This is a genomic window from Flavobacterium sp. 9, assembly GCF_002754195.1.
In the GTDB taxonomy this organism is placed as follows: Bacteria; Bacteroidota; Bacteroidia; order Flavobacteriales; family Flavobacteriaceae; genus Flavobacterium.
Map to the genome: position 1 here is coordinate 3,496,056 of NZ_PEEU01000001.1, position 14,169 is coordinate 3,510,224.

Consider the following 14,169-nt stretch of genomic DNA (forward strand, 5'->3'; position numbering starts at 1 on the left):
TCTTCTTATATTTATATGTCACTATTACTTCAATGGAACATTCCGGTCAAAAACTAGATAAGTATTACATCAAGAAAGTAGATGCTGATAAAAAAAGCATTTATTGTCACCACGATTTGATGGGAGAATTGTTTGTGCCCACACATAAACATGAGAAAGCGCAATTGTTATATGCTGAAGGCGATGTGGTTTTTGTAACAACAGAAACGAAAACCTACTTTTTGCCGGCAAGACATTTTATCTGGATTCCGAGTGGCGTTGCGCATAGTATTGAACCCAAGTCTGAAAGTGTTACAATGCGGAATTTATATTTTCCGGTTGAAAAAGACGAAGATGTTTTTTATAAAAGCGAAGGTATTTATCCGGTCAATAATTTATTGTTACAAATGATGCTTTTTACGAATAGATGGAATGGTGATCTTAAAAAAGGAAGCCCAAATTTTGCCATTGCCAAAGCGATTAAGGCAATATTACCTCAAATTTGCCTGACTAATCTACCTTTGGAATTACCGCAGCCAAAAGACCCTCGTTTGAGTAAAATCCTGCGACATATTGAGAATAATCTGGGTGAAACAATTCTGTTTGCAGATGTGGCACATCAGTTTGGATATAGCGAACGCTCTTTGTATCGCTTGTTTCAGAAAGACCTTAATATGTCCTTCATTCAATATTATACTATTCGAAGAATTCTAAAAGCGATAGAGCTTCTGCTTGACAGAAAACTTTCGGTCAAAGAAGTCGCTCTGGAAGTAGGATATAGTAGTGTGCCGACGTTTAGTAATACTTTCTTTAAATTCCTCGGACAAAGGCCTTCTGATTACTTAAATGGGGAAGATATCTTGAGAACAAAATAAAACATATTTGCCCACGGATTTAGCAGATTCAGGCGAATTTATTTTATGATAATCTGCAAAATCAGCTTAATATTTTTAAATCCGCGTGAAACCCTAATTTATATAATTTTTCACAACGCATTGTTTTTCAATATTTTAATATAACGTTTTCGGAAAATGAAATTTTAACATTTGTCCGAAATGAATATGTTATTGACTTTTTAGAATTATCAGTCATCGGAAAAATGCAGGAACTTTGCAGTATAAAATTATTTAAATATTCATGTTCCTTAAAACAACAAATTCTACAGAAGATTGTTTTCTCAAAATCGTGTTGATATTTCTAATTGTGTTGACATTTAATGGTTTACAAGCTCAGGAAATTCATTCGGTTTCGTTAAGCGAAGCGGTTAAACTGGCTAAAGAAAACAATAAAAAGATCCTAAGATCTCAATTGGAAACTACGCTTTCAGAGCAAAACATCAAAGAAAGAAAAGAACTCCGTTTGCCGGATATCGAATTAAACGGCGAATATTCCAGAATTACCAATATTACGGAATTCAAAGGAAGTGGTTTCCTAAATGGCAAAGAAGTAACGAAAGCAATTCCTGAAATCTATCAGGTGAATTCGACTTTTAAAATGCCAATTTATGCGGGTAATAAGATTAACAACGCCATTAAAATCGCCAATCAGGAAAATGAGATTGCCAAAATAAAAACCGAAAAGACTCAAAATGACATCGAGCTTGAAGTTGTGGCAAATTATCTGGCGATTTATAAAATGATGGAACTTCAAAAGATATTTGAAGAAAATATTAAAGAAGAAAAAAGCCGATTAAAAGAAGTTCAGTCTTTGCAAAAACACGGAACGGTAACCAAAAATGAAGTCATTAGAGCGGAATTACAGCTTTCGGATCGTGAGTTAAGTGCACTTACAAACTCCAAAAACATAAAAATTGCACTTCACGATCTGAAAACTTTAATTCAGATTCCGGAAAGCGAAGAAGTGGCAATTGATACGACAGCCAATATCGATGAAATGAAAGGTTTAGATCCGTATGATTTTTACTTGGGAAAAGCTTTTCAGAACGAAGAAATGCGAATGGCAAGTCAGGAATTAAACATCAAAAAAACAGAATTGAAGCTGGTTAAAGCAAATTATTTGCCAACAGTAAACTTCTTCGGGAATTATGGTTTTTACTATCCAAACTACAAATTCTTTCCGCCAAATCCATATTTGTACACTTTAGGGCAAGTTGGTATTGAAGCGCATTTTGATCTTTCGGCATTGTATAAAAACAAAACTAAAGTAGATCAGGCGAACACAAAAATCGAATGGCAAAAAATGCAAACGGAAATTACAAAAGATGAAATTCAGGATAAGCTGTTTAAAGAACATACGCAATATCAGGAAATCCTTGAGAAGTTTGTGGTTGTTGATAAAGCTTTGGATTTGGCAAATGAAAATTACCGAATCGTAAAACTAAAATACCTAAATCAATTGGTTTTAATAACCGAAATGGTCGATGCTGATAATGCTTTATTGCAAGCAAAATACAATAAGATTTCAACCCGATTGGACGCAATTCTAAAACATTACGAATTGTTGCATACTGCGGGGATAATGCCGGATCAGATTTAGACTCTTAGAGGCAAGATTATAGAAGCAAGAGAATAGAGTAGAGAATATAGAATTTAAGTTCCGAAGAAACGATTCATATTGTAGCGCCGTCCCGACGCTTCGGGATTAATCCGGTGGAGAATTAGAAAAAATAGAATAAAGAAAATAGATATATAGTTTATGGTCAAGATAAAAAATGAAACTAGAAGAAACAGAACGTTTCATATATTAATAACAATTATTGCTTGTGTTTTGGTGGCAAGCGGAATCATTTTGGGGATTTGGTTTTATGTGTTTAATAGAAACCACGAAGAAACCAATGACGCTCAGGTCGAGCAATATGTGACGCCAATAATGTCGAGAATTACGGGTTATGTACAAGAAGTTCGTTTTGATGAAAATCAGTTTGTGCACAAAGGTGATACATTGGTTGTAATTGATAATAGAGAATACAAATCGAAGTTGAATGTGGCTCTAGCCGATGTTCAAAACGCGAAACAAAGTAGTGTTGTGGCAGAGAAAAATGTGGCGACAACGGCAAGTTCAACTGCAATTGGAGAATCGCAATTGGCTGCAGCCAAAACTAATCTTTGGAAAACAAAATTAGAATACGATAGATATAAAGCTTTGGTTAAAGATGAAGCTGCAACTTCGCAACAATTAGAAAAAGTTAAGGCAGATTACGAATCGGCGCAAGCGCATTTACAAGAAATGCGAGACAGAATTCAATCTTCAAATTTGAGTACTTCTCAAGCGCAGGCAAATGTTCCTACAACGCAAACTAATATCGCTTCAAAACAAGCTGTGGCAGATAATGCGGCATTGTTTCTTTCGTACACGATAATCACGGCGCCTTATGACGGTTGGGTTGGAAAAAGAACTTTGCAACCGGGACAAATGGTAAAAGAAGGACAATCTTTGCTTTCAATAGTAAGCAAAGAAAAATGGATTACGGCCAATTTTAAAGAAACGCAATTGCAGTATTTAACGGTTGGTCAGCAAGTAAAAATTCAGGCAGATGCGCTGAACGATAAAGAATTTACAGGAATCATAACTTCATTATCTCCTGCAAGTGGCGCGAGATTTTCGTTATTACCACCGGATAATGCAACAGGAAACTTTGTGAAAATCGAGCAAAGAATTCCGGTTAGAATTCAATTGAAAGACACTGATAAGCACGCTGATTTTTTAAGAGCCGGAATGAACATAACTGTTATTGCCGAACACCAATAAAATGGAAGATAAAAGTATTTTTAAATCCTGGGTTCCCAAATGGGCAATCATTATTATTTTGTTTGTCTGTTTGCTGCATTCCATGATTTTATTGGGAGTTTATACTTCAAACGTAACTTATGCAGCGAGTTTTCTGGACATTGAGCCCGAAGATTTGCAGTTTGCAATGTGCGTAACTTACGGAACTTTGCTGGCAACGATCTTGATCGAAAGTAGATTTTCGAGTTTTTTTCCGGCAAAAAACTACCTGATGGCGGTTTATTCCTTAATCGGGATTACGATTATTTCATCGGCGTATATTACCAATTTCTATCTTTTTTTATTGCTAAGAGTTGCCGAGGGAATCTTGATGGCGCTTCCGGTAATCACAATTAGACAATTATTGATCGAGCAGTTTCATTCTAAGAATGCTATAATAATTGGTTTCTCCTTTTATTACGGTTCCTTATTATTGTCGACGCCGTTTATTATGAATATTGCCGTTTGGTTTCTGGATCATTACGATTGGAAATACATGTTGTATGTTTCGGGCGGACTTCAGGTTTTGAATGTCTTTTTGATCTTGGTAACTTTTCGCGGACATAGAATCACAAAGAAAATTCCGTTGTATCAAATCGACTGGATTAGTTATATTTTGGTTTTAACGGCAATTCTTTGCGGCGCTTACTTTTTTGTTTATGCCGAAAAAAAATACTGGTTCGAGTCTTCTCACATGGTTATAATGTTGATGATTGCTTTAATAACCGGAGGTTTATTTATCTTTAAAGAGCGTTTGGTAAAAAGACCCACTTTTGATTTTGAAGTCTTTAAATATGCTAATCTGCGAATAGGATTCTTGTTGTTTTTCCTTTTTTATATCAGTCGGGCAACGTTGAGTCTTTGTCATTCGGCGATGTTTTCGATCTGGAATTGGGATCCGTCGCGAGTTGCGGGCGTACAATATATCAACGGATTAGGAAACGTAATTGGATTGATTTTAGCTGCTTTTTTTCTGATGAAATCCGTTTCGACGAAAGTCATTTTTATAATTGGTTTTTCGCTTATTGCGTTGTTTCATTTCTGGTTTACCTTTCTTTTTGTGCCGGATGTTGCATTGTCAGATATTATAATTCCGTATGTTTTGCAAGGAATTGGAGTTGGATTTTTATTCGTGCCTTTAATATTATTTACCACATCATCTGTTCCGGCAAAAATGGCAGTTTCTTCAGGAATTGTTGGAGTTTCGGGACGTTTTTGGGGAAGCACAATTGGGTTTTGTGTAATGCAGAATGCAATGGTTTTTTTGAATAAAAAACACTTTCTAAAACTTAGCCAATTCGTAACCGGAGATAATCCCGAAGCGCAGCAAACAATCGCTTCAACAGCGCAGAGTTTTATGGCAAAAGGATATTCGGCAGATAATGCGAATACTTTGGCGCTCAAAAAACTTTTTGGAACCATCACCAAACAATCGACTTTATTGGCCGATATGGAAATTTATACCATTGTAGGTTATGGTCTTGTAGTTCTGATTATTCTTATTGCGTGTAATCAGCATTTGAGACAAACAATGACTTTGGTTAAAAGTAAGATTTGGATTGGGTAGAAATTTAATCTCGCAAAGTCGCAGAGTCGCAAAGTTTTTTATTTTAAAGCTAGAGATTAATAACGTTGTAAGGATTTTTACTCTAGCAGATTTGACAGATTGAGCAGATTTAATTTTAATAATTATCTGCGTTTATCTGTTTAGATCTTTTTTAAATCTGCGTGAAACAAAAAGCTTTGCGACTCTGCGACTTTGCGAGATTAAAAAAATAATCTTTGAGAAAAACCTCTGTGCAACTCTGCAGAAAAACTTATCTTGCAATCGTTAAAAAAACAAAATATAATGAAGCAGCAATGTGTTATTTTTGATATGGATGGAGTGATTTCTCACACGAATCCGCATCATGTGAAGGCTTTCGAGGCGTTTTTCGATAAATATCAAATTCCTTATACCAACGAAGAATTTGAAGAACATATGTACGGAAAACACAATAGTTACATCATGTCTCACTTCTTTAAGCGTCCAATTGCGGGAGAAGAACTGATAAAGCTCGAAGACGAAAAAGAAGCAATGTTTCGGGAGATTTACAAAGACAAAGTCGATACGATTCCGCATTATTTGGAGTTTTTAAGCGAGTTGAAATCCCGAGGTTTTAAAACTGCTGTTGCAACATCGGCGCCACGTGCAAATCTTGATTTGATTATAAATGCATTAAATATCGCTGACAAAATGGATTCTATGATGTCAAGCGAAGACGTAACTTTTCATAAACCAAATCCCGAAGTATATCTAAAATCTGCAGAACGTGTTGGAGTTTCTCCGTCGGATTGTGTGGTTTTCGAAGATTCTTTTTCGGGCGTTACAGCGGGACTAAATGCGGGAATGAAAGTTGTTGGCGTATTAAGTACGCATACAAAAGAATATTTACCTCCGTGTAGTTTTTATATCAACGATTATAGCGAAATTAATGTCGATAAAGTAATTGAGTTATTAAGAAGTTAATGGCGCGGTTTTAAACCATATAAGTAATATAAGTTCATTTAAATAAAATGAGCATAATTTGAATAACCTTCAGTTTTAACGGGAGTTTTTTTTACGCACTTCTGTAACCGTAAAAATTTGCCATTTCGATTTCTATAATAAAGCAAATCTTTTTTTAAGGAGCTAATCCCGCTATCCGTTCCAATCTTTTGTGCCCGCCGCGGCGGGCACAAAAGGATTTCCGCTTCTATCGGGGCTAGGGCAAACATTTTCATAAGAATCTTTTCGTTTAGTTTGTCATTTCGAGGAACGAGAAATCTTCACGAGAAGCTCGACAAAGATTGACGATTTTGATTGCGGAGTTACTTGCGAAGATTTACTTCGTCTGTTCGCTATTGCTCGAGTCTCGTGCCTCGAAATGACAAACTAGACGAATTATGGTCGCTTAAAATATTAAATAGCCTTCAGTTTTAACTGGAGGTTTTTTTATGTTTTGAAAGAATGGCTTTAGCTGAAATTTATTCTAATAACAAGTGTTATAGAACTGCTAGTGCAATTATTGATCCCATAATTAAAAGAAAAACGGATGCGCTTAACAGAAACCATAACGTTTTTGGCAGAAGCTTTATTCTTAAATCTCGAAGAATTGAAATTGAATTGGCTAAAGAGAAAAAGAACATTAGAAAACAAACAGTTAAACAAGTCATACTTCCCCAGGCATATATCCAATGAAAGTCTGAGGAAATTCTAAATCTCTCGATATAGCGTTTTGTTAAACAGCTTAAAATAAACAAAACAGGGATTGCTATTGCTAATTTTTGTGTGAGATCAAGATTTCTGAATTTTTTCAATTTAGTGTTTGAAGGGTTTTTATTTTATGGAGAAATTACCTATTCTTTATTTTCAAAAAGACTTCGTTTCTAAACCAATTTTCATCTTCCGGAGTTTCAAAAATTCGTTTTGGAAAGTAAAAACATTGACCTTTTGAAATGTATAAAAGGTAGAGATCTTTCAATTCGAATACTTTTATAAAATTCTGTACATTCATTGTGCTTTCAGAAATAGTCTCTATATGCGAAATGATTTTGTCTGGGAAAATTTCATGTTGCATTTCTCTGAAAAAATTGATGTTTTCTTTTGAATTTGCAAATCTCCAATATTGAAATAATGTAATTAGTGGATATAGAAAACCAAAGATAATTACAAACACATCAGAAGAATCTTTGTTGTCTTTGCAAAGAATTGCAACAGAAAGAAACAACATAAAAGCATATAACCACCATCTTCTTTTTAATAAAACTCTAATAATATAGGAGAAATATTCTTTTTTGGTAAGTTGAAATTTTTTGGTTTTAATCATTGTTGGTTAATGGAAAGTGGATTTAAGTTTTTTATTTTAAAGGAAAATCAAATAATTCTTTAGGTTCAATATCTAAAGCATTGGCAATTTTTATAAGAGTTTTTACAGTAGTATTTATTTCGGATCTTTCTATTCTGCCAACTTGATTTTGGGTAATACCGCAATCGTCACCTAGGTCTTGTTGGGACATACCTTTCTTTTCACGCAATTGTCGAATGTGAATCCCAAGGTTTGCAATAAAAGTTTCTTCTGAAATATTCATATTTCAAAAGTGATAAGATTTATTTTTCAATTACACCCATGTATGGGTGTAATTTACTATATTTGGCAGATCTAAAAAATAAGACAATGACTACAGAAAGCCTTTCGAAAGAAACTGAAATGAGGTTAATAGATTTTTTTAATAAAACTGTAGATTCAAAAGATCTGGCAAAGACAATACGACAAGTAAATTATGTTCTTTCGTTATGTGCTATGAGAGGCTGTGAAACCATAGAAACCGAATTCAATAATCTCGAAGATAATTTTTATTGGCTCAATAAATTAGCCGAAGTTTTAGATCCTTATTTGGATACTGAATAGAAAAACGTTTTCATCTTTGTCAAAGTTTAAAACTTTGACAAAGATTGACGATATTCTGTGCGGTTACGTTGTGTTCAAGGGATTGAAATCCCTTGCTACAAAATAAATCATTCCTTCGGAATTTTATGGAGCGTTCCGGAGGAACAAAAAATATTGTAGGGATGGATTTTAATCCATTCTACGTAATAATGATCGACAAATAATGGGTTTACGTTGCGTTCAAGGGATTAAAATCCCTTGCTACAAAATAAATCATTCCTTCGGAATTTTATGCAGAGTTCCAGCGGAACGAACTATATTGTAGGGATGGATTTTAATCCATTCTACGCAATCATAATCGACAAAGATTTTGGTTGTGTTTAACAAATTTCAATCTGTCTTCTCAATTAGAATGCATTATCGCATCCATCCTTCAATCTTATAATTTTTAGAAAGTAATTTTCTTTCTGCTTTTCCATTTTCCGGTTTGAACCAAACTTCAAATCTTCCGGCGTAATGTTGTCCCCAATCGCCTTCGTAAATTGTAAAATCATCAGTTGAGCTAAATTTTTTTATACTATCTGTAGGATTGTAAATTTTAATAGAACTTCTTTCGGGTAATCTATCATCAGAAAGTGCAACATTCTGAGTGATTTCAAAAGCCTTTAAATAGATTGTTCCGCGTTCTATTTTTCCAACCCAAAATTCATATTCATAAATTCCAGGCTGAACTGAATTGTAAAGCTGAAATTCTGTGTGTTCAACAATTCTATTTGTTATGCTGTCTGGTTTTTTGGAGTCAAAATTATTTCCAAATTCCATGTCGGCAGGATTGTCGATTTGTATGTTTTTTGGAATTTTTAAGTTTTTAGCCCAAGTATCTGGAGTTTCTTGGTCAATGAAAAACATCGTAACAACGAAAATGATACCAATAAATATTGTTCCGCCAAATAAAGCTAAGGTCAAGATTGTTTTAAGCCATTTCTTTTTTGATAATTGGTAAAATGCTGAAATTAATAAACCTAATAATCCGAGACAGAATATCGTAAAACAAATCTTTTCTAAAATAGGATTATTAAAAGAGTTAGTAACTATTAAAAGTATGATAGAAATAATCCAGAATATTATGGGTTTCCACCAATTATTAAAAAATCCTGAAAAATATTTTTCCATCATTTGTCTAGTTTTTCTTTTGTGTCACGAATCTAAATTAAAAAAGAATGACAAACTAAATTTTGTTGTTACGATAAAGTAAATGATTTTTTGGAGGTTTCATAAAGCGTTCCATATGTAATTATAATCGACAACAATTTATTTGTTTTTTGCTAAGTTTCTTTAGGGGATTCCTTGTGTTTGGGAATTGGAATGTTGAGATTAATCATTGAAAAATACTTTAAAATTAGATTTGCAAATTTTTAAAAAGTGTCATAATCAATTTCTATATTTTCTAAAATCGACCTATATTTAAAAATAATTTCACCTATAGGACTTAATTGTTTAAAATTTCTTCCTTCCTCTTGATTAATAACTCCAAATTCTTTTATTTCAATAATCCTATTAGAAGCCATGGTTCCTCCGACTTCAAGATGGTTTGCAACATCTAGAAATTGCTCCCACTTATTTGCTTCTTTTATTTCTCTAACTTTATCTATAATAATTGTTGGAAATTTATGAGGTGAATCCCAAAAAGACTTGTTTTCTTCATTAAAAAAGAGACTTCTAAATTCATTTAAATTATTCAACATAATTGCTAAATTATCTCTCTGTTCTCTTGTTTCAGATTCTAAAATTTTGATTTGGCTTAGTGATTTTTGTAATTCATGTTCTATGTTTAGTGATTTCTGTTGGGAAGAATTTAGGTCTTTTGTTATTTGTGAAACTGACTCCATTGCTTTAGCTAATTCAAAATCTTTATTTTTGATTTGCTCAATTTGCTCATCATAATTTTTTGATAATAGTCTAACATTTTTTCTTTGTTCTTCATACTTTTCTGAGTATTCATCTCTCTCTGTAACGGTTTCGTCGTGAGTTGATTTTAAAACAACATTTTTGTTTATAACTTTGCCTGTTATATAGGGCATTATTTTGAACTCAATTAGCATTGATAGTGTTCTTGTTCCTACTATGATTATGTAGCCAACTATAGTGATGATTACCGCATTTGTAATATCTATAAAAATATTATAATGGGTTAATTCGTAATCAACAAGATTTCTTATCAGTGAAACTTTAGCGTTTCTAGAATAGTTATTGTCAAAATTGAATAATGAATACCAAAGTTCCCAATGATTAATAATTAGAATTAATATAAGTGTTCCGAAAAAAGGATTACTTAATTTATCTTTAATGTTTTGAAAAAAGGAGTTTAAATAATCCATTATTAGAAAATATTATTAATGTTAATAGTTAAAGTATTTTTGAATTAGGGAATAAACAAAATTTCTTTAATTAGTTCTCAAAATTAAAAATAGAAAAGGAAGCTCAGAGATTGTAGTAAATTCTTTATTAACAACTTTAACAACAAATAGGTAAAATTGTGATCAAACAAAAAAACTTCTGAGAAATCAGAAGCTTTTTTTAGTACGGATAATTTGTCTTAGACTTTCAGCTATAATGTGAGAAGGTTAAACTCTCACTTTAGAATTGTTATTTCTCACCATAAATTATAAGTGCATCTCCATCTATTATTACATTTCCTTCAGGGTATCTTTCGTTGATCAAAGTAAAAACTTCGTGTTTTATTTTTTCTTTCATGGCATCATCGGCATTGCTGAGAGCGGCAACAAACGGAGCGGCAATTTCGGTCATCATGTTCCAGTAAACGTCGGCTGTTCCGCAGTTTAATTTGCCAATTACTTCTTTTTCAGAAATGTGTTTAAAACCCGCCTGACTAAAAATATCCATCATAAAACCAGGTCTCGAACAACGAAACATTCCGGGAGCTTCGGGCGCAGGCGGAGGTAATTCCATGTTTCTGTTAATGGTTCCGCCAATGGCAGTTACCCAGAAATTTTTCTCTGGCACACTCCAAACTGCAATGGCAATTTTTCCGCCAGGTTTTAAAACCCGAAACATTTCCTGAGCAGCCAAGAGCATATCAGGGAAAAACATAAAACCCATTCGGCAGCTAATCGCGTCGAATGTGCTGTCAGGAAAAGGAAGTTCACTTACATCGCAGGCATGAAATTCAACATTTGGAATTCCTTTTTTAATCGCATTTTCGCGCGCAATCGTAAGCATATCATATGCAAGGTCTGTAATAATTACTTTTCCGCCCGAAAGCATAGACGCAATACTCAATCCGGGCTCGCCGGTTCCTGCAGCAACATCCAGAATTACCTCTGAACCTTTCGGGTTTATAAGATCAATAATTTCATCGGCAAAAGGTCGCATAAAGTCTAGAATCTCAAAATCCCATTTTTTCCAACCTGGAGAAAATTTATTCCAAGCTGCTTTTTGCTGTTCACTAATTTCTTGAAGTTTTGGTTCCATTTGGTTTGTTTTTAAATGAAAGATCTAATTTGAATAAGCAGTATTATTAAGGTAATAAACGCTGATTTTTATAACCGAAACAAAATTTTGGAAATCGGTTTCCATGCAGTCAAATAGGTGAAGATATTGTAGTGTTTTGAGCTTATCAAAGTTAAGGAAGAAATCTTAAAAATAGCAATTGTTTTAATTGTATTTATTTGATTTGTAGTTGTTTAGTATGTTTTTGTTTCTAAAAAGACGTGAAGTAAAACTCAGAAGTATGTAAAAACAAAAAAGCTTCTGATTTCTCAGAAGCTTTTTCAGTGCGGATAATAGGACTCGAACCTACACGCCTTGCGGCACCAGATCCTAAGTCTGGCATGTCTACCAATTTCACCATATCCGCTCAATTGTGGGTGCAAAGATAAACATAACTTCTAGATTTCAAAACATTTTTTCAAAAAAAATATTAATTCTCTTTTTTGTATTTTTGAATTTCTATAAAAATAATTTAAATGGAAAATATTAAGTCATACGTTCAACAACATAAAGATCGGTTTATCAGTGAATTGATCGAATTATTGAAAATTCCGTCGGTAAGTGCCGACACTGCATATTCGCAAGATGTGATCGATACTGCAGAGGCTGTTAAGGAAAGTTTAACAAAAGCAGGCTGCGATTTTGTCGAAATTTGCGATACTCCGGGGTATCCAATCATTTATGGAGAGAAAATAATCGACCCAAATTTACCTACAGTTCTAGTTTACGGACATTATGATGTTCAACCACCAGATCCTATCGAATTATGGACATCACCACCATTCGAACCAGTAATCAAAAAAACAGAAATTCATCCAGAAGGAGCAATTTTTGCTCGTGGAGCATGCGATGACAAAGGTCAAATGTACATGCACGTAAAAGCGCTTGAGCTTATGGTGCAAACCAATACTTTGCCTTGTAACGTAAAATTCATGATCGAAGGCGAAGAAGAAGTAGGTTCAGCAAGTTTGGCTTGGTTCGTAGAACGTAATCAAGAGAAACTGAAAAATGACGTAATCTTAATTTCAGATACCGGAATGATCTCTAATCAACAACCGTCGATCACGACAGGTTTGCGTGGTTTGAGTTATGTAGAGGTAGAAGTTACTGGTCCAAATCGTGATTTACATTCAGGATTATACGGTGGAGCAGTGGCGAACCCAATTAATGTTTTGGCAAAAATGATCGCTTCTTTGCATGACGAAGACAATCATATTACGATTCCTGGTTTCTACGATAACGTACAAGAATTATCTCTTGAAGAAAGAGCCGAAATGGCAAAAGCGCCTTTCAGCTTAGAAAAATATAAAAAAGCCTTAGACTTAAATGATGTGTATGGCGAAAAAGGATATGTAACTAACGAACGTAATTCGATTCGTCCAACATTAGACGTAAACGGAATCTGGGGCGGATATCAAGGCGAAGGAGCAAAAACCGTTATTGCGAGCAAAGCATTTGCTAAAATCTCAATGCGTTTGGTTCCAAATCAGGATTGGCATGAAATCACGGAGCTTTTCACCAAACATTTCACAAGCATTGCACCATCTGGAGTTACCGTAAAAGTAACGCCACATCACGGTGGACAAGGTTATGTTACGCCAATTGACAGCGTTGGATATCAGGCAGCGAACAAAGCTTATACAGAGACTTTTGGAGTTCCGGCAATTCCGGTTCGTTCAGGCGGAAGTATTCCGATTGTAGCTTTATTCGAAAAAGAATTAAAAAGCAAAACAATCCTTATGGGCTTCGGTTTAGACAGCGATGCAATTCACTCGCCAAACGAACATTTCGGAATCTTTAATTTCTTAAAAGGAATCGAAACTATTCCGTTGTTTTACAAATATTTTGTAGAGCTTTCTAAGTAAATTCTATTATCCTAACAGGTTTTCAAAACCTGTTAGGTATAAAAATACAATCCGTTTATTCTTTTAGAGTAAGCGGATTTTTTTTATGGAATTTAATATGTTTTTGGGCGTTCCCTTCGGTCGGGCTTTCGGCTATATTCCCGATTAACAAAAACTACGGCAAAAAAGCCTTGTTTTTCTAAATCGGGAGATACCGCCTCTATCCCTAACGCTTAAAAGAGGTACAAAGGTTTCTTGTAGAGACGCAAAATATTGCGTTTAAAGGTTCAAAGGGACAAAGTTTTTTTTCTTTTAGGCTCAAAGGTGCAGAGATATAAAGTAACAAAGGTTTTTTATATCGTAATTGAATAGGCTCCAGCTTTAGCTGGAGTTTTTTGTAAAGAAAAGAAATGGCTTTAGCCAAAATATTTAAGCGCTTGAAAATTTATTCGGCTAAAGCCATTTCCTTCGCATTTATTCCAAACCCCAGCTAAAGCTGGAGTCTATTCAAGCTCTTTGTTGCTTTGAATCTAAAAAAATCGGCTAAAGCCAATTACTTCGCATTTTTCTGTAAACCCCAGCTAAAGTTGGAGTCTATTCAAAAAAACTTTGCCGTTGTACACATTCTCCTAAACCTCTGTCCCTTTGAGTCTTTGTTTCTTTGAACCTTAAAAAAAAACTTTTTTTAAAATTCTCTTGGT

Annotated in this window: 12 protein-coding genes and 1 tRNA gene; 7 read left to right on the top strand and 6 right to left on the bottom strand. The window is 34.1% G+C overall.

Going from position 1 to position 14,169, the window contains the following annotated elements; all coding sequences use genetic code 11:
- Positions 1 to 32 precede the first annotated feature (32 nt).
- The 5 genes from CLU81_RS14425 to CLU81_RS14445 all read left to right on the top strand — a co-directional run bounded on the left by CLU81_RS14425 (position 33) and on the right by CLU81_RS14445 (position 6,214).
- The gene (locus tag CLU81_RS14425) at positions 33 to 854 is read left to right on the top strand and encodes an AraC family transcriptional regulator (RefSeq protein WP_099710442.1); all 822 of its coding nucleotides are present in this window, start codon (positions 33 to 35) and stop codon (positions 852 to 854) included.
- A 310-nt stretch (positions 855 to 1,164) separates the two neighbouring features.
- On the top strand, positions 1,165 to 2,475 hold the full coding sequence (locus CLU81_RS14430; protein ID WP_233209710.1) for a TolC family protein: 1,311 nt from the start codon (positions 1,165 to 1,167) through the stop codon (positions 2,473 to 2,475).
- A 159-nt stretch (positions 2,476 to 2,634) separates the two neighbouring features.
- Complete coding sequence (locus tag CLU81_RS14435) at positions 2,635 to 3,687, top strand: HlyD family secretion protein (RefSeq protein ID WP_099710444.1); 1,053 nt, start codon at positions 2,635 to 2,637, stop codon at positions 3,685 to 3,687.
- Position 3,688: 1 nt separating this feature from the next.
- On the top strand, positions 3,689 to 5,272 hold the full coding sequence (locus tag CLU81_RS14440; protein ID WP_099710445.1) for an MFS transporter: 1,584 nt from the start codon (positions 3,689 to 3,691) through the stop codon (positions 5,270 to 5,272).
- 282 nt (positions 5,273 to 5,554) lie between these two features.
- Positions 5,555 to 6,214: an HAD family phosphatase gene (locus CLU81_RS14445; RefSeq protein WP_099710446.1), complete on the top strand. Its 660-nt coding sequence runs from the start codon at positions 5,555 to 5,557 to the stop codon at positions 6,212 to 6,214.
- Positions 6,215 to 7,079: 865 nt separating this feature from the next.
- Here CLU81_RS14445 and CLU81_RS14455 read toward each other — a convergent pair.
- On the bottom strand, positions 7,080 to 7,553 hold the full coding sequence (locus CLU81_RS14455) for a YcxB family protein (RefSeq protein WP_099710448.1): 474 nt from the start codon (positions 7,551 to 7,553) through the stop codon (positions 7,080 to 7,082).
- A gap of 31 nt (positions 7,554 to 7,584) precedes the next feature.
- Positions 7,585 to 7,815 (bottom strand): helix-turn-helix domain-containing protein, encoded by a 231-nt coding sequence (locus tag CLU81_RS14460; protein ID WP_099710449.1) that lies wholly within the window; start codon positions 7,813 to 7,815, stop codon positions 7,585 to 7,587.
- Positions 7,816 to 7,901: 86 nt separating this feature from the next.
- Between CLU81_RS14460 and CLU81_RS14465 the strand changes: the two genes are divergently transcribed.
- Complete coding sequence (locus CLU81_RS14465; protein ID WP_099712768.1) at positions 7,902 to 8,135, top strand: hypothetical protein; 234 nt, start codon at positions 7,902 to 7,904, stop codon at positions 8,133 to 8,135.
- Between the two features lie 396 nt (positions 8,136 to 8,531).
- On the opposite strand, the gene CLU81_RS14470 is transcribed toward CLU81_RS14465, so the two are convergent.
- From CLU81_RS14470 to CLU81_RS14485, 4 genes are all read right to left on the bottom strand, one after another.
- Positions 8,532 to 9,290 carry a hypothetical protein gene (locus CLU81_RS14470; protein ID WP_099710450.1) on the bottom strand — a complete coding sequence of 253 codons (759 nt, stop codon included), beginning with the start codon at positions 9,288 to 9,290 and terminating at the stop codon, positions 8,532 to 8,534.
- A gap of 239 nt (positions 9,291 to 9,529) precedes the next feature.
- Positions 9,530 to 10,492 carry a hypothetical protein gene (locus tag CLU81_RS14475; RefSeq protein ID WP_099710451.1) on the bottom strand — a complete coding sequence of 321 codons (963 nt, stop codon included), beginning with the start codon at positions 10,490 to 10,492 and terminating at the stop codon, positions 9,530 to 9,532.
- A gap of 268 nt (positions 10,493 to 10,760) precedes the next feature.
- Positions 10,761 to 11,606, bottom strand: coding sequence for a class I SAM-dependent methyltransferase (locus CLU81_RS14480; RefSeq protein WP_099710452.1), 846 nt, complete (start codon positions 11,604 to 11,606; stop codon positions 10,761 to 10,763).
- Positions 11,607 to 11,909: 303 nt separating this feature from the next.
- Positions 11,910 to 11,991: transfer RNA gene (locus CLU81_RS14485), tRNA-Leu, on the bottom strand.
- 109 nt (positions 11,992 to 12,100) lie between these two features.
- On the opposite strand from CLU81_RS14485, the gene CLU81_RS14490 reads away from it, so the two are divergent.
- Positions 12,101 to 13,489, top strand: a complete 1,389-nt coding sequence (locus CLU81_RS14490) for a dipeptidase (protein ID WP_099710453.1) — start codon at positions 12,101 to 12,103, stop codon at positions 13,487 to 13,489.
- Positions 13,490 to 14,169: the final 680 nt, after the last annotated feature.